The 20,856-nt window shown below is 66.9% G+C and carries 17 protein-coding genes; 5 read left to right on the top strand and 12 right to left on the bottom strand.

What is annotated here, in order from left to right; all coding sequences use genetic code 11:
• Window positions 1-116 precede the first annotated feature (116 nt).
• From AC06FB_RS09770 to AC06FB_RS09755, 4 genes are all read left to right on the top strand, one after another.
• The gene (locus AC06FB_RS09770; RefSeq protein ID WP_262100334.1) at window positions 117-2,360 is read left to right on the top strand and encodes a TonB-dependent receptor family protein; all 2,244 of its coding nucleotides are present in this window, start codon (window positions 117-119) and stop codon (window positions 2,358-2,360) included.
• Window positions 2,360-3,949: an alkaline phosphatase D family protein gene (locus AC06FB_RS09765; protein WP_322523403.1), complete on the top strand. Its 1,590-nt coding sequence runs from the start codon at window positions 2,360-2,362 to the stop codon at window positions 3,947-3,949. Before AC06FB_RS09770 ends, AC06FB_RS09765 begins: the two co-directional genes overlap by 1 nt.
• A 118-nt stretch (window positions 3,950-4,067) precedes the next feature.
• A complete protein-coding gene (locus tag AC06FB_RS09760; RefSeq protein ID WP_053515365.1) occupies window positions 4,068-4,286 on the top strand; it encodes a hypothetical protein in 219 nt (72 codons plus the stop codon).
• Complete coding sequence (locus AC06FB_RS09755; protein ID WP_164152650.1) at window positions 4,286-4,543, top strand: hypothetical protein; 258 nt, start codon at window positions 4,286-4,288, stop codon at window positions 4,541-4,543. The genes AC06FB_RS09760 and AC06FB_RS09755 overlap by 1 nt, the downstream gene beginning before the upstream one ends.
• A gap of 87 nt (window positions 4,544-4,630) precedes the next feature.
• On the opposite strand, the gene lpdA is transcribed toward AC06FB_RS09755, so the two are convergent.
• The 6 genes from lpdA to purB all read right to left on the bottom strand — a co-directional run bounded on the left by lpdA (window position 4,631) and on the right by purB (window position 14,742).
• Complete coding sequence (gene lpdA / locus AC06FB_RS09750; protein ID WP_053515369.1) at window positions 4,631-6,067, bottom strand: dihydrolipoyl dehydrogenase; 1,437 nt, start codon at window positions 6,065-6,067, stop codon at window positions 4,631-4,633.
• Window positions 6,068-6,132: 65 nt separating this feature from the next.
• On the bottom strand, window positions 6,133-7,338 hold the full coding sequence (sucB, locus tag AC06FB_RS09745) for a dihydrolipoyllysine-residue succinyltransferase (protein ID WP_262100331.1): 1,206 nt from the start codon (window positions 7,336-7,338) through the stop codon (window positions 6,133-6,135).
• 42 nt (window positions 7,339-7,380) lie between these two features.
• Complete coding sequence (locus AC06FB_RS09740; RefSeq protein WP_053515372.1) at window positions 7,381-10,212, bottom strand: 2-oxoglutarate dehydrogenase E1 component; 2,832 nt, start codon at window positions 10,210-10,212, stop codon at window positions 7,381-7,383.
• A gap of 186 nt (window positions 10,213-10,398) precedes the next feature.
• On the bottom strand, window positions 10,399-11,301 hold the full coding sequence (locus tag AC06FB_RS09735; protein ID WP_262100330.1) for a GNAT family N-acetyltransferase: 903 nt from the start codon (window positions 11,299-11,301) through the stop codon (window positions 10,399-10,401).
• A gap of 3 nt (window positions 11,302-11,304) precedes the next feature.
• Window positions 11,305-12,714 carry a ribosomal protein uL16 3-hydroxylase gene (locus AC06FB_RS09730; RefSeq protein WP_180875574.1) on the bottom strand — a complete coding sequence of 470 codons (1,410 nt, stop codon included), beginning with the start codon at window positions 12,712-12,714 and terminating at the stop codon, window positions 11,305-11,307.
• 660 nt (window positions 12,715-13,374) lie between these two features.
• Complete coding sequence (purB, locus tag AC06FB_RS09725) at window positions 13,375-14,742, bottom strand: adenylosuccinate lyase (RefSeq protein ID WP_262100329.1); 1,368 nt, start codon at window positions 14,740-14,742, stop codon at window positions 13,375-13,377.
• Window positions 14,743-15,032: 290 nt separating this feature from the next.
• Between purB and AC06FB_RS09720 the strand changes: the two genes are divergently transcribed.
• Window positions 15,033-16,460, top strand: coding sequence for a class II fumarate hydratase (locus tag AC06FB_RS09720; RefSeq protein ID WP_478053631.1), 1,428 nt, complete (start codon window positions 15,033-15,035; stop codon window positions 16,458-16,460).
• Between the two features lie 58 nt (window positions 16,461-16,518).
• Here the strand turns inward: AC06FB_RS09720 and AC06FB_RS09715 are convergent, their stop codons facing one another.
• The 6 genes from AC06FB_RS09715 to AC06FB_RS09690 form a co-directional block, all read right to left on the bottom strand.
• Complete coding sequence (locus AC06FB_RS09715) at window positions 16,519-16,944, bottom strand: hypothetical protein (RefSeq protein WP_053515382.1); 426 nt, start codon at window positions 16,942-16,944, stop codon at window positions 16,519-16,521.
• An 89-nt stretch (window positions 16,945-17,033) separates the two neighbouring features.
• Window positions 17,034-17,645, bottom strand: coding sequence for a YggN family protein (locus tag AC06FB_RS09710; RefSeq protein ID WP_053515384.1), 612 nt, complete (start codon window positions 17,643-17,645; stop codon window positions 17,034-17,036).
• Window positions 17,646-17,675: 30 nt separating this feature from the next.
• Window positions 17,676-18,560: a DUF4097 family beta strand repeat-containing protein gene (locus tag AC06FB_RS09705; protein ID WP_053515386.1), complete on the bottom strand. Its 885-nt coding sequence runs from the start codon at window positions 18,558-18,560 to the stop codon at window positions 17,676-17,678.
• Between the two features lie 22 nt (window positions 18,561-18,582).
• Window positions 18,583-19,608: a hypothetical protein gene (locus AC06FB_RS09700; protein ID WP_193396648.1), complete on the bottom strand. Its 1,026-nt coding sequence runs from the start codon at window positions 19,606-19,608 to the stop codon at window positions 18,583-18,585.
• Window positions 19,605-20,495: an ABC transporter ATP-binding protein gene (locus AC06FB_RS09695; RefSeq protein WP_065176059.1), complete on the bottom strand. Its 891-nt coding sequence runs from the start codon at window positions 20,493-20,495 to the stop codon at window positions 19,605-19,607. Before AC06FB_RS09695 ends, AC06FB_RS09700 begins: the two co-directional genes overlap by 4 nt.
• Window positions 20,495-20,854: a GntR family transcriptional regulator gene (locus tag AC06FB_RS09690; RefSeq protein ID WP_053515392.1), complete on the bottom strand. Its 360-nt coding sequence runs from the start codon at window positions 20,852-20,854 to the stop codon at window positions 20,495-20,497. Before AC06FB_RS09690 ends, AC06FB_RS09695 begins: the two co-directional genes overlap by 1 nt.
• Window positions 20,855-20,856: the final 2 nt, after the last annotated feature.

Raw genomic sequence — 20,856 nt, 5'->3', positions numbered from 1 at the left:
GATGGTCACATGACGTGTAACTGACATGTAACTGGGCCTTCCTACCATGCCGCCGCTGTCCTCCCACTTCCGACGCCCGTCGCTGGCGTCCAGCGCGTCCAAGGAATCCGCCTCCCATGCCGTCCCACGCTCCGCTCCGCCGCAATCTGCTGGCTCTGCTGGTCTGTGCTTCGCTGCCGTCGCTGGCGGCCGCTGAAACCGCCCCCACCTCCGATGCACAGTCGGCGACCACCCTCGATTCAATCTCGGTGATCGGCCGCGGCGAAGCGCGCCAGGTGCAGCGTGTCACCGCCGAGGACATGAAGGTGCTGCCGCCGGGCGCGAATCCGCTCAAGCTGCTGGCCAGCAAGCCGGGCGTGCATTTCGAGTCGGGTGACGCCACCGGTGCCTACGAGTGGTCGACCAGCATCAGCCTGCGCGGCTTCAACCAGAACCGGCTCGGCTACACGCTGGACGGCATTCCGCTGGGCAACATGAGCTACGGCAACAGCAACGGCCTTCATGTCAGCCGCGCGGTCATCAGCGAGAACCTGGGCGGTGCGGAAGTCTCCACCGGCATCGGCGCGCTGGGGACGCCGTCCACCAGCAATCTGGGGGGCGTGTTCCAGTTCTATTCGATCGATCCTTCCACCGAGTACGGCGTGGTGCTGGCACAGGGCTTCGGCAGCGACAACGCGCGGCGCAGCTATGCCCGCCTGGAGACCGGCGAGCACCAGGGGTTTGCCGCGTACCTGTCCGGCGTGTACTCCGAAGGCGACAAGTGGAAGGGGAAGGGCTCGCAGGAGCTCAAGCAGTTCAACGGCAAGGCCGTTTACAACTTCGGCGTGGACAGCAGGATCACCGCGCTGTTCAACGCATCACGCCGGGTCGAGGCGGACTACCAGGATCTGTCGCTGGAGATGATCGACCGCCTCGGCTGGACCTGGGACAACTACGCGCCGGACTGGGACCGCGCGCTGGCCGCGGCACGCGGGCAGTTCAGTGGCGGCGTCAACAGCCCCTGGGATGCGTACTACTCCGGTCATGGCCTGCGCAACGACGATATCTCCAGCGTCGCCGGCGACTTCGGCCTCAACGAAGCGATGCGCCTGAAGGTCAATGTCTACAATCACAGCAACCGCGGGCAGGGCCACTGGTTCAGTCCGTCCAATCCTTCCAATCCGGGCACCGCGCGCGAGATCCCGATCTCGATCCGCACCACCGAGTACGCGATCGACCGTACAGGCGTGACCTCCGCGTTCACCTGGAACGTCGGCGGGCACGAGCTGGAAGCCGGCCTGTGGTACGAGGACAACGGCCACAGCGTGCAGCGCAACTTCTACTACATCGATGGCCCGATCACCGATGACTTCTTCCTGCGCAATCCGGACCAGCGCGTGTGGCGCCAGCTCTACACCACCATCACCCGCCAGTTCTATGTGCAGGACCGCTTCCGCCTGTTCGACGACCGCCTGACGGTGGACATCGGCGCGAAGTCGCCGCACACCCGCACCCGCGTCCGCACGCCGCTGGGCAGCTATGCCAACAACAGCAGCCTGACCTCCAGCAAGGGACTGCTGCCGCAGGCCGGCTTCAACTTCAAGCTCAACGAAGGCAATGAAATCTTCGGTTCGTTCGCCAGGAACATCGCCGCCTATGCGCTGGGCGTGGGCAGTCCGTTCAACGTGCCGCAGCAGGCCTTCGACGCCAGTGCGCGCAACCTCAAGCCGGAGCAGTCGCGCACGATCGAACTGGGCTGGCGCGGCTACGGGCAGGGGTATGAGGCGTCGGTCGCCGTGTACGACGTGAAGTTCGACAACCGCCTGCTTGCCATCGCCCAGTGCGTCGGCATCCTCGGCTGCCCTGCGTTGTTCTCCAACGTCGGCTCGGTGACCAGCCGCGGTGCCGAGGCGACCCTGCAGCTGAAGCCGGTGCAGGACGTGACCTGGTCCAACGCGCTGTCGTGGAACGACAGCACCTACGACGACGACTACGTCAACAACGGGGTGGTACCGACCCGCGGCAGGAAGACCGTGGATACGCCGGAATGGATGTTCGCCAGCACCCTGGCCTGGACGCCGGGCCCGTGGGACATGCGCCTGTCCGCCAACCATGTCGGCAAGCGTTACGTGACCTATACCAATGACCTGTCGGTTCCCAGCTACTGGCTGGTCAACGCCTCGGTGGCTTACGATTTCGGCTCCCTGGGGCCCGCGCAGAACCTGACAGTGGCAGTGAACCTGACCAACCTGGCGGACAAGCGTTACCTGTCTTCGATCAACACCAACGGCACCTATGCCGCAGATCCCACGCGCAGCCTGGCGACCATGCAGGTGGGTGCGCCGCGGCAGGTGATGGCGACGGCGACCGTGCGCTTCTGATGCAGCGGCCCATGGATCCGGAGCACCGTCGCCGCCTGCTGCGCATGGCGTGGCAGGGTACGGGGGCGGCGATCGCACTGGCGGCGATGCCGGGGCTGGCCACGGCAGGCCCACGGCCACGTCTGGGCCGCGATCCGTTCACCCTCGGCGTCGCCGCCGGCGATCCGGATCCGCAGGGGGCTGTGCTGTGGACACGGCTCGCCCCCGATCCGCTCAACGGCGGTGGCATGCCGTCGCGGGCGGTGCCGGTGCGCTGGTTCGTGGCTGAAGATCCCGGCATGCGCCGTCCGGTGCAGCGTGGCGTCGCCGCAGCGGTGCCCGAGCTGGCGCATTCGGTGCACGTGGAGATCAATGGCCTTCGTCCCGGCCGTGACTATTACTACCGTTTTGCCTGCGACGGTGATGAGGAAAGCACGGTCGGCCACTTCCGCACCGCGCCGCTGCCGGACGCGCAGCTGCAGCAGCTGCGCCTGGCCCTGTGCACCTGCCAGGCCTGGAACAGCGGCTACTACCCGGTACTGCGTGATATCGCGCGGAGCGATGTCGACCTGGTGCTGCATGCCGGCGACTATCTGTACGAGTACAGTCCACTGCAGAACGCACGCGGCCGCACACTGGATGCGGAGCGATTCAGCGGCGAGACCGTCAGCCTGCAGCGTTATCGCGACCAGTACGCGCTGTACAAGCTCGATCCGGACCTGCAGGCAGCGCACGCCGCGCACGCCTTTGCGGTGATCTGGGATGACCATGAGGTGCAGAACGACTATTCCGGCGTCCATCCTGAAAAGGACAGCGTGCCGGTGGAGGACTTCATCGTCCGGCGGGCCGCTGCCTATCGCGCCTTCTACGAGCACCTGCCCATGCGCAGTACTCCGGCCGGCAATGGTGGCCTGCGGGTGCACCGGCGCCTGCGCTACGGCGACCTCGCGCAGCTGAGCCTGCTCGACTGCCGCCAGTTCCGTCCGGCCAACCCCTGCGGCGTGGGCGAGTCACCGCGCTGCGAGGCGGCACTGGACCCGCGCATGAGCATGCTCGGGTCCGGCCAGGAGGCGTGGTTCGCGCAGTCGATGGCGGCCGCGCGGGGCACGCGCTGGAATGTGGTGGTGCAGCAGCTGCTGATGGCGCAGCTGCGGCTGGACGGCGGCACCCCGCGCGAGCGGTTCTGGAACGATGCCTGGGATGGGTATCCTGCCGCGCGCAACCGGTTCCTGCAGGCGCTGCAGGCGGGCGGGCAGGGCAATGCGATCGTGCTGGGAGGCGACTGGCATTCCACCTTCGTCAACGATCTGAAGCTGGACTTCGATGCGGCCGATGCTCCCGTGGTGGCTACCGAGTTCATCGCCCCCGCCATCAGCAGTGGCGGAGACGACACACCGTATGGCCCTTACTACGGACCGTCGATTCCCCTGAATCCGCACATCCGCTATTTCGACGGCGACCGCCGTGGCTGGTGGAGGCTGCAGCTCAACCGGCAGGCCGTGGATGCGGAACTGCGCTTGGCCGACAGCGTGCTGCGTACCGATGCCGCGGTGCGGACCGCCGCGCGTTTCCAGGTCGCCCACGGCCGCCCGGGGGCGGTGCAGGTATAGCGGCTGCGTTCCGGGTTTCATCGCGCCCTGCCGGGTTTCGTCGCAAACCGTTTGCTCCCTCCGGGGCAGGGCGGCACTGTGGTCGCAGGCGGCAAGGGGCCGCTGCAAGGAGACCGTGATGAAGACCCTGTTCGCGCTGGGCGTGTGGTGCCTGCTGTTCGTGCTGTGCTGGCCGTTGGCGATCCTTGCCCTGATCGCCTGGCCGTTCGTGTGGCTGCTGAGCCTGCCGTTCCGCCTGGTCGGCATCACGTTCTCGGCGCTGTTCGCGTTCCTGCGCGCGCTGTTCATGCTGCCGGCACGCCTGCTGGGTGGCGGCCGCGGTCCGGTGGCTGCGTGATGACGCCGGCCATCGCGGTACTCGCATTGGCGCTCGCGGCGCCGGCCCCTGCCACGCCCGCGACACCGCCATCAGCCTGGCTGGAACGCCAGCAGACCGCCGCTGCCGACGAAGCGGATGCTGCGGCGGCCAAGCTCGCCAAGCCTGACAGGCCCAAGGAACGCTGCAGGGTGGTGAAGGAATGGAAGGTGGGTGAAACCGTGGTGCAGCATCGCATCTGTGACGATGCACCGGAGCCGCCTGCTGGAAAGGTGTAGCGCCGGGCCCATGCTCGGCTCCACATCAGAAGGCCAAACAAAAAAACCCCGCCGAGGCGGGGTTTTCCTGTCATGCCACCGGGCCGATCAATTGGCCTTGTGGATGGCGCGCTTGCTGACCGCCATCGCCGCGTCGTGGACCACTTCCGACAGCGACGGGTGGGCGTGGCAGATACGGGCCAGATCATCGGCCGAACCGCTGAACTCCATGGTCAGCACGCCTTCGTGCACCAGCTCGGACACGTTGGCGCCGACCAGGTGCATGCCGAGGATGCGATCAGTCTCGGCATGCGCCAGGATCTTCACGAAACCTGCCGGCTCGATCATTGCCACGGCACGGCCGTTGGCGGCGAACGGGAAGCTGCCAGCCTTGTACGGGATGCCTTCGGCCTTCAGCTGTGCTTCGGTCTTGCCCACCCAGGCCAGTTCCGGCTCGGTGTAGATGACCCACGGAATCGTGTCGAAGTTGACGTGACCCGGCAGGCCGGCGATCAGTTCGGCCACGGCGATGCCTTCCTCGAAGCCCTTGTGCGCCAGCATCGGGCCGCGCACGCAGTCGCCCACCGCCCAGACGCCATCGACGCCGGTGTGGCAATGCGCATCGACTTCGATCTGGCCACGCTCGTTGACCTTCACGCCGGTGCCTTCGGCCAGCAGGCCCTTGGTAGCAGCGCGACGGCCGACGGCCACCAGCAGCTTGTCCACGGTCAGGGTCTTCTCGCCTTCGCTGTCGGTGTAGGTGACAACGACTTCCTTCTTCTTGCCCTTGCCGGTGATCTCGGTCTTGGAGACCTTGGCGCCCAGGCGGATGTCCAGGCCCTGCTTCTTGAATTCCTTGGCCGCGGTCTTGGCGACTTCGGCGTCGGCGACGGCCAGGAACTCCGGCAGCGCCTCGAGGATGGTGACTTCAGCGCCCAGGCGCTTCCACACGCTGCCCAGCTCCAGACCGATCACGCCGGCGCCGATCACCGCCAGGCGGTTCGGCACTTCGGTGAAGTCCAGGCCGCCGACGTTGTCGACGATGGTCTCGCCGTCGAACTTGGCGAACGGCAGTTCGATCGAATCCGAACCGGCGGCGATGATGACGTTGGTGCCCTTCAGCTCGACTTCCGAGCCGTCATGCTGCTTCACCTTGACCACGTTGCCCGGCTGCAGTTCGCCGAAGCCGTAGTAGGTGGCGACCTTGTTGGCCTTGAACAGCATGGCGATGCCGCCGGTGAACTGCTTGACGATCTTGTCCTTGCGGCCAACCATCGCCTCGACGTCCATCTTGGCGTCCTTGAAGCTGATGCCGTGGTCGCCAAAGATGTGGCTCATGTTCCAGAACTGGCGGGAGGAATCCAGCAGCGCCTTGGACGGGATGCAGCCCACGCGCAGGCAGGTGCCGCCCAGCGCCGGCTTGCCATCCTTGCCCAGCGCTGCGTCGATGCAGGCGGTCTTCAGGCCCAGCTGGGCCGCGCGGATGGCAGCGTGGTAACCGGCCGGGCCCGCACCGATGACGACGACGTCGAATTGTTCAGCCATTGAATTAGTCCTTGATGCTTTACCGGAACCCCCTTCCGCGCGGGCGCGGAAGGGGGCGGGAGGTCTTACAGGCCGAACAGCATGCGGCCCGGGTTTTCCAGCTGGTTCTTGATGTCCACCAGGAACTGCACCGAGTCCTTGCCGTCGATGATGCGGTGGTCGTAGGACAGCGCCAGGTACATCATCGGCGCGATCACGACCTGGCCGTTCTGGGCGATCGGACGCTCCTTGATGGCGTGCATGCCCAGGATGGCGCTCTGGGGCGGGTTGATGATCGGCGTGGACAGCAGCGAGCCGAAGGTGCCGCCGTTGGTCACGGTGAAGGTGCCGCCCTGCAGTTCTTCCAGGCTCAGCTTGCCGTCACGGGCCTTCTTGGCGTAGTCGGCGATGGTCTTCTCGATGTCGGCGAACGACATGCGCTCGACGTTGCGCAGCACCGGGGTCACCAGGCCCTTCTCGGTCGACACGGCGATGGAGATGTCCGAGTAGCCGTGGTAGATGATGTCGTCACCATCGATCGACGCGTTGACCAGCGGGAAGCGCTGCAGCGCGTTGGCGGCGGCCTTCACGAAGAAGCTCATGAAGCCCAGCTTGATGCCGTGGGCCTTGACGAACTCGTCCTGCAGTTCCTTGCGCGCGGCCGACACCTTGGACAGGTCGACTTCGTTGAAGGTGGTCAGCATGGCGGTGGAGTTCTTGGACTCCATCAGGCGTTCGGCGATGCGCTTGCGGATGCGGGTCATCGGCACGCGTTCTTCCGGACGTGCGCCACCGGCCTTGCCGGCGCCGCCGTTGCGGGCGAAGTTGACGATGTCTTCCTTGGTCACCGCGCCGCGACGGCCGGTGCCGTCCACGTCGGCCGGGTTCACGCCCTCGGTGATGGCGGTGAAGCGGGCACCCGGCGGCAGCGCATCGGCGGCCGACTTGGCTGCCGGGGCCGGAGCCGCGGCGGGAGCCGGAGCAGCGGCTGCGGCCGGAGCCGGGGCATCGGCCTTCTTCTCTTCAGCGGCCGGAGCCGGGGCAGCCGCCACGGCGCCTTCCTCGATGATCGCCACGACCTGGCTGGAGGTCACGGTGGCGCCCACGTCGAACTTGATCTCCTTCAGCACGCCATCGACCGGCGACGGCACTTCCAGGACGACCTTGTCGGTTTCCAGGTCAAGCAGGTTTTCGTCGCGCCTGACGGCGTCGCCCACCTTCTTGTGCCAGGTGGCGATGGTGCCGTCGGCGACGGATTCGGGCAGTACCGGGGCTTTGACTTCGGTGGCCATGCGGGAGCTTCCTGGTTTGTCTTCTAAATAAGGGGAGGAGAGTTATTCAGCGACCTGGTCGTTGAACGGGTTGACCAGTGCGTCGGCAATCAGCTGCTGCTGCTCGCGGACATGGTCAGCCATGTGACCGGCAGCCGGCGACGCCGAACGTGCGCGACCGGCGTAATGCAGGTTCTGGCCCTCGGCCAGGCAGAACTGCAGGTGGTGGCGGATCTGGTACCACGCGCCCTGGTTCTGCGGTTCTTCCTGCGTCCACACCACGTCGGTGGCCTTGCCATACTTCTTCAGTTCGGCAGCCAGCAGCGCACGCGGGAACGGATACAGCTGCTCCACGCGGATGATCGCCACGTCGTCCTGGCCACGCTTGGTCTGGTCTTCCAGCAGGTCGTAGTAGACCTTGCCCGAGCACAGCACCACGCGCTTGACCTTCTTGGCGTCCGCATTGGCATCGCCGATCAGGTGCTGGAACTCGCCGTTGGCCAGCTCGTCCAGGGTCGACACCGCCAGCTTGTGGCGCAGCAGCGACTTCGGCGACATCACCACCAGCGGCTTGCGGGTGGTCATGTGCAGCTGGCGACGCAGCATGTGGAAGGCCTGGGCCGGGGTCGACGGCACGACCACCAGCATGTTCTCCAGCGCGCACAGCTGCAGGAAGCGCTCCAGGCGCGCCGAGCTGTGTTCCGGGCCTTGCCCTTCATAGCCATGCGGCAGCAGCAGGGTCAGGCCGGAAATGCGGCCCCACTTGGCTTCACCGGCGGCGATGAACTGATCGATCACCACCTGGGCGCCGTTGGCGAAGTCGCCGAACTGGCCTTCCCAGATGCACAGCGTGTTTGGATCGGTGGTGGAGAAGCCGTACTCGTAGGCCATCACCGCTTCTTCGCTCAGCAGCGAATCGATGACGGTGGCCTTCTCCGGCGAATCCACCAGCTGCCGCAGCGGCATGTAGTAGTTGTCGGTCTTCTGGTCGTGCAGGATCGCATGGCGGTGCGTGAACGTACCGCGGCCGACGTCCTGGCCGACCAGGCGCAGTGCATGGCCTTCATCCAGCAGGGTGGCGTAGGCCAGGTTTTCGGCAAAGCCCCAGTCGCCCGGAATCTCGCCAGCGGCCATCTTGCGGCGATCGTCGTAGACCTTGGCCACGCGCGAGTGCAGCTGCACTTCGTCCGGGATGGTGTTGATCAGCTTGGCCAGCTCGACCAGCTTGTTCTTCTCGACCTTGGTCGAGACCGGGTCGGACAGCTTGCCTTCCAGCAGCTTCGGCCAATCAACGAACAGCGGGCTGCTCGGCGGAGTCTTCTCGACCTTGGCCAGTTCGGTGGTCACTTCGCCGGCGTCCAGCTTCTCACGGTAGGCATCGACCATCGCCTTGCCGGCGCCGGCGGCGATCACGCCCGCCTTTTCCAGCTGCTCGGCATACATCTCGCGGGTGGTCGGGTGCTTGCGGATCACCTGGTACATCAGCGGCTGGGTGATCGCCGGCTCGTCGGCCTCGTTGTGGCCCCAACGGCGGTAGCACATCAGGTCGATGACCACGTCCTTGGCGAACTTCTGGCGGAACTCGAACGCCAGCTGCGCGGCGAACACCACCGCTTCCGGGTCATCTCCGTTCACGTGCAGCACCGGCGCGGCAATCATCTTCGCCACGTCGGTGGCATAGCGCGTGGAGCGCGTATCCAGCGGATTGGAGGTGGTGAAGCCGACCTGGTTGTTGACCACGATGTGCACGGTGCCGCCGACGGCGAAGCCGCGGGCCTGCGACATCTGGAACAGTTCCATGACCACGCCCTGGCCGGAGAAGGCCGCGTCGCCGTGGATCAGGATCGGCATGACCTGCTTGCGGGCGGTGTCCTTGCGGCGCTCCTGGCGCGAACGCACGGAACCGGCCACGACCGGGTCGGCGATTTCAAGGTGCGACGGGTTGAACGCCAGCGCCAGGTGGACCGGGCCACCCTCGGTGGCCACGTCGGCGGAGAAGCCCATGTGGTACTTCACGTCGCCGGCCGAGGCGTGCTCGTCGTGCTCGAACTTGCCTTCGAACTCGTCGAACAGCTTGCGCGGGTTCTTGCCCAGGGTGTTGACCAGCACGTTCAGGCGGCCGCGGTGGGCCATGCCGATCACCACGTCCTTGACGCCGTCCTTGCCGGCGCTGCGGATGATGGTGTCCATCATCGGGATCAGCGCATCGCCGCCTTCCAGCGAGAAGCGCTTCTGGCCGACGTACTTGGTGTGCAGGTAGCGCTCCAGGCCTTCGGCCGCGGTCAGGCGCTCCAGGGTGCGGCGCTGGGTGTCAGCGTCCAGCTGGTAGTTGCCGCCGGCCAGTTCCAGCTTCTTGTAGATCCACTGGCGCTGCTCGACCTCGGCGATGTGCATGAACTCCGCACCGATCGAACCGGTGTAGGTCGCCTTAAGGCGCGCCAGCAGATCGCGCAGCTTCATGCGCGGCTGGCCGCCGACGCCACCGGTGCTGAACTCGCTGTTGAGGTCGGCATCGGACAGGCTGTGGAACGGCAGGCCCAGGTCCGGCGTATTGACCGGCGCAGCCAGGCCCAGCGGGTCCAGGCGGGCGTCCAGGTGGCCGCGCGAGCGGTAGGCGGTGATCAGACGACCGACATTGCGCTCACGCTCGTCGCCCGCACCTGCGCCGGTGCCGGCCTTCAGCGCATCCTTGGCCGCGTCCGCGATGTGGGAAATGACGGCCGAGTGCGGAATGTCACCTGCTTCGCGGCCCTTGAAGCCGTCGAAGTAGGTCTTCCATTTGGGATCGACACTGTCCGGGGAGACGAGGTACTGCTCGTACAGGTCCTCGACATAGGAGGCGTTGCCGCCGGCGAGTTGCGAAGATTGCGCAAACTGCTTCAGTAGATTGTCCACGATGGAGGGTGTTGATTCGCTTTGTGGGGTATGGCTTAAGAAGGACCCGGCAGGAAGATGAATAGCCCTGCGCAGGCGCGTTCAAACAGCCAAATTGTACCCCCATCCGGACACGAAGGGGCATCGCGGAGGCCATCGTGCGTCCCCCGGTGCCGCTTCCAGACAGGTTGAACCCGACCGTCGCGCTCAGAGGCCGAGCGCGCGGAGTTCGCTGCAATCGCGCGAACGGTCCCAGACGCGCTGCAATTGCTGCTCGAACTGCCGCGAACGTGCCGGCAGCGCGATGCCGGCCTCGCCGTCGAGGCGATGGCCGATCAGACGAAAGTAGAAGTCGCCCCTGTCATTGATCAGGCAGGCGGACGCCAGTGCCCGGTCGACCGGATCGGTCACCTCGCGGAACAGGATCACGCTGGGCAGCCGCTGTGCCATCGCCAGCAGCGGCGCGCCGGCACGGCCAATGGCTGCCGCGTCATGCACGATCACCCGCAGCTGCTTGTCGTGGCGGGCACTGGCGAAGCGGCGCAGGGCGGCCTGTACCGGGCCGGCATCGAGCAGGCCCGGGTCCAGCAGGTGGCTGTGCAGCCACACCTGGCGACGGGCACGGTGGAGGAGGGCGGTGGTGGCGGCCACGGCCTCGGCGTGGCTGTTGATCGCGCTGGCCGCGTCCAGCCGGCGGCGCATCTGCTGGTGCCCCAGGCCGGCCTCCTCGAAGACCTCGCCCTCAGGCAGGAAGCCCTGCCGCGCGTAGAAGTCGCGGGCGGGCAGCTGTGCGTGCAGATGCAGCTCGGCCAGGCCGAGGCCATGGCCGGACTCGACCAGGGCCTCGAGCAGGGCTTCACCGATGCCCTGGCTGCGGTGGCTCGCCAGCACTGCCATGCGGCCGACGCGACCATCAGGTGTGAGCCGACCAGTGCCGACCGGCGTGCCGTCGGCATCCAGCGCCAGTACATGGGCGCTGACCGGGTCCATCGCGTCGCGCTCCAGTTCGCTGGCAATGCCCTGTTCCTGCACGAACACCTGCTGGCGCACAGCGTGGATGGCGCCATGCGCATCGGCATGACCTACCTGATGGACGCGGATCGAGGGCATGACTCAGGCGCGACCGGCGTCGCTGTCGTCTTCTTCGTCGTCTTCGAAGTTGACGATGACCTCGATGCCATCGTCATGCACGGTCACCACGTGGACATCGTCGGACACGGCGTCGTCATCGATCACCTCCACCTGGTCGCGGCCTTCGACCACCTCACCGAGGACGCCTTCATCCTCGCCCTCGTCGTCGGCGCCATACAGCTCGCTGGGGTCGATCAGCTGGAACACGCCGCCGACCAGCAGCTGCTGGACCACCGCGCGGCCCTTGTCCGACAGTCCGCGATAGGCGGCCGCGTCGAGCTGCTCGGCACCGGCCAGGCGCTGCGCATCCTTCACCGGCAGCGCGAAGTCCTGGCCGCTGACGTACAGGCTGGCGCCCCGCTTGGCCCGCCGCCAGGCCAGGCGGGCCCAGGGGTGGCGTTGCAGCAGAAGGCCGGACTGCAGGGCGGCGACCACCTCTTCCTGTTCCGGCGCGGCCTGGTGGGCCATCACTTCGCCGGCGGCGCGGTAGGTGGTGATGAAGCGGCCGAACCAGTCGCCCAGCTTGTCCGGGTCGTTCATGCGGATGGCGTTGAGGGCGGTGATCACCCGTGCCATCGCCACCGTGTCGATCTCGTTCGGATCGGCCGGCAGCTTCAGGTCGGGGTCCTGGTAGCGGATGTTCTCGTCGGCATCGGCGATCAGGGTGTCCAGGTAGTCACTGATGAGTTCGGCCGAGGACGGCGCGCGCATGCCGAAGGAGAACGTCAGGCAGGGGTCTTCGGCGACGCCATGGTGCGGCACGTTCGGCGGCAGGTACAGCATGTCGCCCGGCGCCAGCACCCAGTCGTGGGTGGGCTTGAACACCTCCAGCAGCTTCAGTTCCACGTCCGGACGGAACCCCAGCGGCGGGCGCCGGCCCTTGATCGACTCGCTGGCGTCGATCTGCCAGCGACGATGGCCCTGGGCCTGCAGCAGGAACACGTCGTACTGGTCGACGTGGGCACCGACCGAGCCGCCGGTGGCCGCGAAGCTGATCATGACGTCGTCCATGCGCCAGCGCGGGAGGAAGCGGAAGTGCTCGATCAGCGCGCGCACGTCCGGGTCCCACTTGTCCACGTCCTGCACCAGCAGGGTCCAGTCGTGGTCGGGCAGGGCGGGGAATACGTCTTCCTGGAACGGGCCGGTACGTACGCGCCAGCCGTCCTGGCGCTTGTCGTGCTCGATCAGGCGTGCCAGCACGCCTTCTTCGCAGGCCAGCCCGGCCAGGTCTTCCGGCTGCACCGGAGACTGGAAATCAGCGAAGGCGTTGCGGATCAGCAGCGGACGCTTCTGCCAGAAATCGCGCAGGAACACGGCCGGGGACATGCCCAGCGGCTGGCCGGGACGGGCGGTGACTTCGATGAGCGGGGCGGAGGACTTGCGGGCGGCCATGGGGGAATCCTTGCAGCGGAAAGCGGGAGGGCGGCGCGGCGTGCCGCCAAAGCGTCCATTGTCCGACGTTCGTTGGGATTGCGCACGTGCGGTGGTTTGTCGCGGGGTGTCCGGCCAACGGCGGAGCCCCTCGTGGCGGGGTCTGGGTTGGCCGCTGAAAGCCAAAACCGTGCTTGGCCGGACGGGTGGGCTGCGCGGGGGACGCTGCAAGTACGTCCCTGTAAGCTTGGCCGCCGCATCCATGCGGCGGACACCCCCGCGCAGCCCACCCGCCCGGCCCCTGACAGTTTCCTGCGGGGTCCGCCACGGAATGGAAGAAGAAAATCAAGGGCAACAGCGGGTCGCGCGCTGCGCTTGCTCGGCTCTGCAGAATCCCAAAAACAAAGAGGGACGCGGCAAAGCCGCGTCCCTCCTTCAAATTCCGTCCCGACAACAAATGCTCTTCGATCCGTCACCGGGACGCTGTCAGAGGTGGGGCGGGTTGGGTTCGCGGGGGTGTCCGCGGCATGGATGCCGCGGCCAAGCCCCCAAGGATGGGTTCACGGCGTCCCCCGCGAACCCAATCCGCCCCGCCAAACACTGCAGAAACCCAGAGCCGCCTTTGACGTTGCCGTTGCCTGCCGCAGGCAGCGCCGCGGCCGCCGCCGCAGAGAAAACCCCTCAGACCTTCTTCGCCAGCGCCTCGGCCAGACCGGTATAGCTGCCCGGGGTCATCTCCAGCAGCCGCTGCTTCGCATCCGCCGGCAGCTCCAGCCCCTGTACGAACGCCCGCATCGACTCGGCGGTGATGCCCTGGCCGCGGGTCAGTGCCTTCAGCTGCTCGTACGGGTTCGGCAGGCCGTGGCGGCGCATCACCGTCTGCACCGCTTCGGCCAGCACTTCCCACGCCGCATCCAGGTCGGCATCCAGGCGCTGCGGATTCACCTCCAGCTTGCCCAGTCCCTTGGCCAGCGAGTCCAGCGCCACCTGGCTGTGGCCGAAGGCGGTACCCAGCGCCCGCAGCACGGTGGAGTCGGTCAGGTCGCGCTGCCAGCGGCTGATCGGCAGCTTCGCGCTGAAATGCTCGAACAGCGCGTTGGCGATGCCGAAGTTGCCTTCGGCATTTTCGAAATCGATCGGGTTGACCTTGTGCGGCATGGTCGACGAGCCGACTTCGCCTTCCTTCAGGCGCTGCTTGAAGTAGCCCAGCGAGATGTAGCCCCAGATGTCGCGGGCCAGGTCGATCAGGATGATGTTGGCGCGGCGGGCGGCATCGCCGATTTCGGCGACGTTGTCGTGCGGCTCGATCTGCGTGGTGTACGGGTTGAACACCAGGCCCAGCCCGCTCACGAAGCGTTCGGCGAAGGCCGGCCAGTCCACGTCCGGGTAGCTGGCGACGTGCGCGTTGTAGTTGCCGACCGCACCGTTGATCTTGCCGGTCAGCTCGACCGCGGCGATCTGGCGGCGCTGACGCTCCAGGCGCGCCACCACGTTCGCCAGCTCCTTGCCCAGGGTGGTCGGCGAAGCGGTCTGGCCGTGCGTACGCGACAGCATCGGCTGCGCGGCCTGGGCGTGGGCCAGGCCACGCAGGGTGGCGGCGATGCCGTCGAGCGTCGGCAGCAGCACCTCGCGGCGCGCCTGCTCGAGCATCAGGCCGTAGCTGAGGTTGTTGATGTCCTCACTGGTGCAGGCGAAATGCACGAACTCCAGTGCCGGCGCCAGCTCGGCGTCGTCCTTCAGCTGCTCCTTGATGAAGTACTCCACCGCCTTGACGTCATGGTTGGTGGTGCGCTCGATCTCCTTCACCCGGGCGGCATGGGCGGGGCTGAAACCGCTGGCCAGCGCGCGCAGACGGGCGGTGGCGGCTTCGGAGAACGCTGCAAGCTCGACGATGCCCGGCTCGGCGGCCAGCGCCAGCAGCCACTCCACCTCGACCGTGACGCGGGCCTTGATCAGGCCGTACTCGGAGAAGATCGGGCGCAGGGCATCGACCTTGCCGGCGTAGCGGCCATCGAGCGGGGACAGGGCGAGCAGGGCGGAATCGGACATGTCGGCAGGGCGGGAGCGAGCGGCGGGGCCGATATTCTACGACGCGTGGCCTTCGCATGCTTGGCAGCACCGGGCCACGCCGGGCGCAGGGAGGGTGCGCGCTGTCCTCGCCCGGCCGGGCCCGCCGCTCCCGATGGGCAACGGTGCCGCAGATGAAACGATCCGGCCCGCTTCCGTCATGCCATGCAACGGGCAAGAGAGTATCGTGATTACCGCCGCCAGCCCGGGAAGCGACACCCTGCCAGCCGCCGCTTCCCTTTCCCCAACTGAAGTAGTGCGGAGTCGATGCAATGAGCAAAGCTGCAAGCAAGGGTGCCTCCCGGGGCTTCCGGATCGAACACGACAGCATGGGCGAGCTGCAGGTGCCTGCCGACGCCCTGTGGGGCGCGCAGACCCAGCGCGCCGTGCAGAATTTCCCGGTGTCCGGCCAGCGCATGCCGCGCGGGTTCATCCGTGCGCTGGGTCTGGTCAAGGGCGCCGCTGCCGGCGTCAACGCCGAACTGGGCCACCTGCCCAGGAACGTGGCCAAGGCGATCCAGGCCGCCGCCGCGGAAGTGGCGGCGGGCGACTGGGACGCGCATTTCCCCATCGATGTCTACCAGACCGGTTCGGGTACGTCCTCGAACATGAATGCCAACGAGGTCATCGCGACCCTGGCCAACCGCGCCGGCAAGGCCACGGTCCATCCCAACGACCACGTCAACCAGGGGCAGAGCTCCAATGACGTGATCCCGACCGCGCTGCGCGTCTCGGCGGTGCTGGCGGCGCACGAACAGCTTCTGCCCGCGCTGGCGCATCTGCGCAGGACCATCGACAGGAAGGGCCGCAGCCTGCGCAAGGTGGTCAAGACCGGCCGTACCCACCTGATGGACGCCATGCCGCTGACCTTCGAGCAGGAGTTCGGTGCCTGGTCGGCACAGCTGGCATCGGCACAGGCGCGCATCGAGGACAGCCTCAAGCGCGTCCGCCGGCTGCCGCTGGGCGGCACCGCCATCGGTACCGGCATCAATGCCGATCCGCGTTTCGGCGCTCAGGTGGCCAAGGCCCTCAAGCAGCACTCGGGTTTCAAGTTCGACAGTGCCGACAACAAGTTTGAAGGCCTGGCCGCGCAGGACGATGCGGTGGAGCTGTCCGGCCAGCTCAATGCGCTGGCGGTGGCGCTGATCAAGATCGCCAACGATCTGCGCTGGATGAATGCCGGGCCGCTGGCGGGGCTGGGCGAGATCGAACTGCCGGCCCTGCAGCCGGGCAGCTCGATCATGCCGGGCAAGGTCAATCCGGTGATTCCGGAGGCGACGGTGATGGCCTGCGCGCAGGTGATCGGTCACCACACGGCGATCACGGTGGCCGGGCAGACCGGCAATTTCCAGCTCAATGTGACCCTGCCGCTGATCGCGGTGAACCTGCTCGAAGGCATCGGCCTGCTGGCCAACGTGTCGACGCTGCTGGCCGACAGCGCCATCGCAGGCCTGAAGGTGCGCGAGGATCGCGTGGCGGAGGCGCTGGCGCGCAACCCGATCCTGGTTACTGCGCTGAACCCGATCATCGGCTATGAGAAGGCCGCGGCAATCGCCAAGCGCGCCTACAAGGAACAGCGGCCGGTGCTGGAGGTGGCGCTGGAGGACAGCGGCCTGGGCGAAGCGGAACTGCGGCGCCTGCTGGATCCGACGGCGCTGACCGCTGGCGGTATCCATGCGGGAGGCGGTGGCGGCGGTTGATCTGCCGAGCAGGCTTGCCGGGCCAATGAGAAACGCCGCCCTCGGGCGGCGTTTGCGTTCAGCGACGGTCGGCGACGATGTTGCCGAAGGTCTCGGTGTAGTCCTTGAACTCGGGGATGCGCTGGATCAGGTCGCCTGGAATGACGTCCATGCCCTCCGGCGGCTGGATCTTCACCGGCTGCATGTTCGGATCGGCCGGGGCGGCCACCAGCGTGTTCTGGCGCAGTACCTGCAGCTTGCCGAACATCGTCTGCAGCATCTGTTTCTGCGCATCGTCCAGCGGAATCTGGATCTCGTCCATCTTCATCGTGCCGTCGGCCAGGATGATGATGTTCGGTGCCGGTGGACGGCGCACGGTCACCATGCCTTCGCTCACGGAGATCTTGGGCTTGCCACGCTCTGCGCGGTGGTTGCGGTAATCCTGGTCGCAGCCGGCCAGGCCCAGGCAGAACAGGGCAGCCAGCAGCAGAAACAGCTTCTTCATGACGATTCGATCGGGGGCATCCGGGGTGCCCATTGTAAGCCCGGTGGCGGCAGCGGGGACCCGCTGCCGGCCGGCTGCGCTGAAGTGTCTCAGTTGGAGAAGGTGACCGAGCTGTCCTTCCCGCAGTCGTCGACGTCGCTCTGGTCCATGCTGGCGTAGGGCTTGAAGGCCGGCAGTTCGCGGGCAAGCGCCTGCTGGCTGGCCAGCATCGCCGGCAGGCGGTCGCAGATGCGCTTGGCCTGCGCTTCGATCTTGGCGGCCTCGGCGTTGATCCGCTTCTCCACGCCTTCGCTGTCACCGCTGAAGATACCCTTGAGCGCTTCACCGGCAGCGCTGGCACCGAGCTTGGCACCGGCCAGGCCGACATTCATCCCGTCCGTCGCGATGGCGACCACGTGACCGCGGTACTCCAGCAGCTGGCGGCGCTGCGCGTCGTTGGTCGGCACATCCTTGCCGCCGATCAGCAGATGTCCATCCGGCGTGATCTCCGCGCGCGGCTGATTGTCGGCGGAGATCTTGATGTTGCCCTCAGTGATCTCCCTGCGGGCCTCATCCATGGCTTCCTGGACTTTTCTGCCAACGCCGCTGGAGGTTTCGGCGACGCTCTTGCCGACACTGGTGTCGGGCGCGGAAGACGTGCCACCGCAGGCGATCAGCGGCAGGCACAGCAGGGTGGCAGGCAGCAGGCGCATCAGGTTCATGGCATTCCCCTCGAATCGGTGGGTTGGGATTTACTTGTTGCGGGGCAGGGTGACCCTGCCGCTGACGTTGCGGTGTACGACGTCGCCGCTGCCGCTGTGATCGACGGTCAGGTTGCCGCGCACGCCATCGACGTCGACGTCGCCGGAGCCATGGCTGCGCACGTGCACATCGCCGCCGATGTCACCCAGGTCGATGCCCCCCGAGCCCACCACGCCGATCTGGACGCTGCCCTGCACGCGCTTGAAGTCGACGTCGCCCGATCCGACCGTGTCCAGGCGTGCGTTGCCACGCACGTCGCTGATCGTGAGGTCGCCGGAGCCGACCGTGCCGACGATCGCGTCGCCCCCGATGTTGCGCGCCTTGACGTCACCCGAGCCGAGCGACAGCAGGTTCAGTGCGCTGCCACCGTCGATCTCCAGGTCGCCGGAGCCGACGGAGGCATGGATGGTGCCGCGGGTGCCGCGCGCAACGGCGTCGCCGGAGCCGACATCCACACTCAGTGACTGCGCGTTGTCGATGCTGGCATCGCCGGAGCCGACCTTGAACTGCAGCGGCAGGTTGTCCGGCACGCTGCCGCGGATGTCCAGCCAGGCGTAGAAGTTGCCCAGGTTCAGGCCGGCACGGCTTGCGCGGCGCAGGCTGACCACCAGCTTGTCGCCTTCCCGGCGCTGGTCCAGCACCAGCTGGTCCAGCAGATCCTGGCTGGACGCGCAGGCACGGCCGTCGAGCTGACCGCCTCCACTGCGGGCGGTCACCTTCAGATCGAACTGGTTCACCTCGAACACCACCGCCTTGGCACCGGCCGCGTCCAGCTTCAACGTGCGTGCAGCGGTGAACTTGCAGTTGGGTGCATCGGCGGCCAGGGCCGACAGCGGCATCAGCAACAACGCGGTACAGGCGAGCAGGGAACGCATGGGTGGTAGCTCCGGTAAGGGGTCAGATTTCGCCGGCGCGGCGGCGCAGGCGGATGGCAAGGAAGATGAAAAGCGCGCCGAACGCAGCGCCGATCCACAGTCCCGGCATCGCCAGCGACTTCAGCTGCGCGACCGGGCCCATCAGCGCGGTGACCGATTCCAGGTCCGCACGCGAGTCCTGCAGGCCGGTGCGGTAGATCAGGTCCATGCCGGGCACGCCACTGAGCAGCAGGCGACCGACGACGTTCTGCCAGAACCAGCCGCTGGTGAGCCCGAACAGGGTCATGACCTTGGTGGTGGAGACGATGATCCCGGCGAAGAGCGGCAGCATCACCGCCCACAGGAACGGCTTGGACTTGGCCCAGGCCGAGCACAGCAGCAGCCAGCCGGCGGTCGGCAGCGCCCACAGGACGTAGACCGGAATCCAGGACAGGTGGCCGGCGGCCAGGGTCAGCGGGCTGGCCGGTCCCCAGATCAGGTTCATCGGGCTGCCACCGTGCAGCGCGGCCACCAGGCTGATGATGGCGAGGAAGCCGAACATGGTCAGGATGCCGGCGACCACTGCGATCAGCGGGGCGATCACCAGCGCGCTGATCGCCTTGGAAAGCACGGTCTGGGTATCGGACAGTGGCAGTGATTTCCAGAACAGGATGCTGCGGTCGCGGCGGTCGTCATACAGCGCGCCAAGGCAGTAGAAGAACATCACGAACGCCAGCACCAGAAACGGCCAGGCCGAACTCAGCACCAGGGTCAGGTCGAGGCCGTTGCCCAGGTCGGCCATGTCCTTGGCACTGATGTTGCGGGTCAGCAGCGCCAGGTCCAGGCCGTTGATGTTCACGTCCTCGCCATCGATGTGCAGATTGCCGTCGCGCGCAGCCCGATGCAGGGCGAACAGGCCGAAGGCGATGCCCACACCGCTCATCAGCAGCGAGACCACGCCGGCAATCAGCGGCGCATAGAGGAACCCGCCACGGTTCTCCCAGTATTCACGCTTGAGCAGCCAGCGCAGCGTGCCGGCGGGACCGACGGGATGATTGACGGCGTTCATGCATAGGTCCCCTTCATGACAGCGACGAACAGATCAGCCAGGCCCGGGCTGCGGGTCTCGCCGAGGGAGGTGAGCTGGTCACGCGGCACGCCGTCATACAGCAGCACGGTCTTGCCGAAGGCCAGGGCGCGCTCGTCGATCGGCTTGAGCGCACGCGCGGTATCGAGCTGCTCGGCGTTGACCAGCAGCTCGGTGTAGCGTTGGCCGACATCGTCCATCTCTGCGTCGAGCACGATGCGGCCGTCGCGGATGAACATGACGTCGCTGAGGATGTGCTCGATCTCTTCGACCTGGTGGGTGGTGACGATGATCGTCTTCTGCTCGTCGAAGTAGTCCTCCAGCAGGCGCTGGTAGAACTCCTTGCGGTACAGGATGTCCAGGCCCAGGGTCGGCTCGTCGAGCACCAGCACGCGGGCGTCGATGGCCATCACCAGGGCCAGGTGCAGCTGCACGATCATGCCTTTGGACAGTTCGCGCACGCGCTGCTTCGGCTGCAGCTTGGTGTTGGCCAGGAAGCGCTCGCAGCGGGCGCGATCGAAGCGTGGATGGACGCCGGCGACGAAGTCGATGGCCTCGCGCACCTTCAGCCAGCGGGGCAGCACCGCGACGTCGGCGATGAAGCAGATGTCCTTCATCAGCTCATCCCGATGCAGGCGCGGGTCGCGGCCGAGCACGCTGAGGTCGCCTTCCACCGTGGTCAGGCCGAGGATGGCCTTCAACGCGGTGGTCTTGCCGGCACCGTTGGGTCCGATCAGGCCGATGATCCGGCCCGCCGGGATGGTGAAGCTGGCATTGTCGAGCGCGACCGTGCTCTTGTAGGCCTTGCGCAGGCCGCGGGCGGTGATGACCGCGTCGCTTGCAGCGGTACTGGTGAGGCTGGCATTCATCAGACTTTCCCCTGGGTCAGCAATTCGTCGAGGCTCAGCCCCAGGCGCTGGATGCGCTCCAGGACGGCCGGCCATTCTTCATTGAGGAAGCGCTCGCGCTCGCTGCTGCGCAGCTGCGTGGCCGCCTGCTCGGTCATGAACATGCCCAGGCCCCGGCGCTTCTCGACCAGGCCTTCGTCAGCCAGTTCCTGGTAGGCGCGCGAAACGGTGATGGGGTTGAGCTGGTAGTCGGCGGCCACCTGGCGCACCGAAGGCAGGGCATCGCCCGGCTTGAGGATTCCGTCGAGCATCATGGCGATCACGCGCTCCTTCAGCTGGCGGTAGATGGGAGCGCCGTCGCTCCACTGGATGTCGCTCATGG

This window comes from Stenotrophomonas sp. Steno-C15 (assembly GCF_056393265.1).
The sequence above is the reverse complement of the archived record's forward strand: the minus strand, read 5'-3'. Positions and strand labels throughout refer to the sequence as shown.

Coding starts and splice junctions, on each gene's coding strand:
- AC06FB_RS09770 (WP_262100334.1), top strand. CDS start 117: ATGCCGTCCCACGCTCCGCTCCGCCGCAATCTGCTGGCTCTGCTGGTC.
- AC06FB_RS09765 (WP_322523403.1), top strand. CDS start 2,360: ATGCAGCGGCCCATGGATCCGGAGCACCGTCGCCGCCTGCTGCGCATG.
- AC06FB_RS09760 (WP_053515365.1), top strand. CDS start 4,068: ATGAAGACCCTGTTCGCGCTGGGCGTGTGGTGCCTGCTGTTCGTGCTG.
- AC06FB_RS09755 (WP_164152650.1), top strand. CDS start 4,286: ATGACGCCGGCCATCGCGGTACTCGCATTGGCGCTCGCGGCGCCGGCC.
- lpdA (WP_053515369.1), bottom strand. CDS start 6,067: ATGGCTGAACAATTCGACGTCGTCGTCATCGGTGCGGGCCCGGCCGGT.
- sucB (WP_262100331.1), bottom strand. CDS start 7,338: ATGGCCACCGAAGTCAAAGCCCCGGTACTGCCCGAATCCGTCGCCGAC.
- AC06FB_RS09735 (WP_262100330.1), bottom strand. CDS start 11,301: ATGCCCTCGATCCGCGTCCATCAGGTAGGTCATGCCGATGCGCATGGC.
- AC06FB_RS09730 (WP_180875574.1), bottom strand. CDS start 12,714: ATGGCCGCCCGCAAGTCCTCCGCCCCGCTCATCGAAGTCACCGCCCGT.
- purB (WP_262100329.1), bottom strand. CDS start 14,742: ATGTCCGATTCCGCCCTGCTCGCCCTGTCCCCGCTCGATGGCCGCTAC.
- AC06FB_RS09720 (WP_478053631.1), top strand. CDS start 15,033: ATGAGCAAAGCTGCAAGCAAGGGTGCCTCCCGGGGCTTCCGGATCGAA.
- AC06FB_RS09715 (WP_053515382.1), bottom strand. CDS start 16,944: ATGAAGAAGCTGTTTCTGCTGCTGGCTGCCCTGTTCTGCCTGGGCCTG.
- AC06FB_RS09710 (WP_053515384.1), bottom strand. CDS start 17,645: ATGAACCTGATGCGCCTGCTGCCTGCCACCCTGCTGTGCCTGCCGCTG.
- AC06FB_RS09705 (WP_053515386.1), bottom strand. CDS start 18,560: ATGCGTTCCCTGCTCGCCTGTACCGCGTTGTTGCTGATGCCGCTGTCG.
- AC06FB_RS09700 (WP_193396648.1), bottom strand. CDS start 19,608: ATGAACGCCGTCAATCATCCCGTCGGTCCCGCCGGCACGCTGCGCTGG.
- AC06FB_RS09695 (WP_065176059.1), bottom strand. CDS start 20,495: ATGAATGCCAGCCTCACCAGTACCGCTGCAAGCGACGCGGTCATCACC.
- AC06FB_RS09690 (WP_053515392.1), bottom strand. CDS start 20,854: ATGAGCGACATCCAGTGGAGCGACGGCGCTCCCATCTACCGCCAGCTG.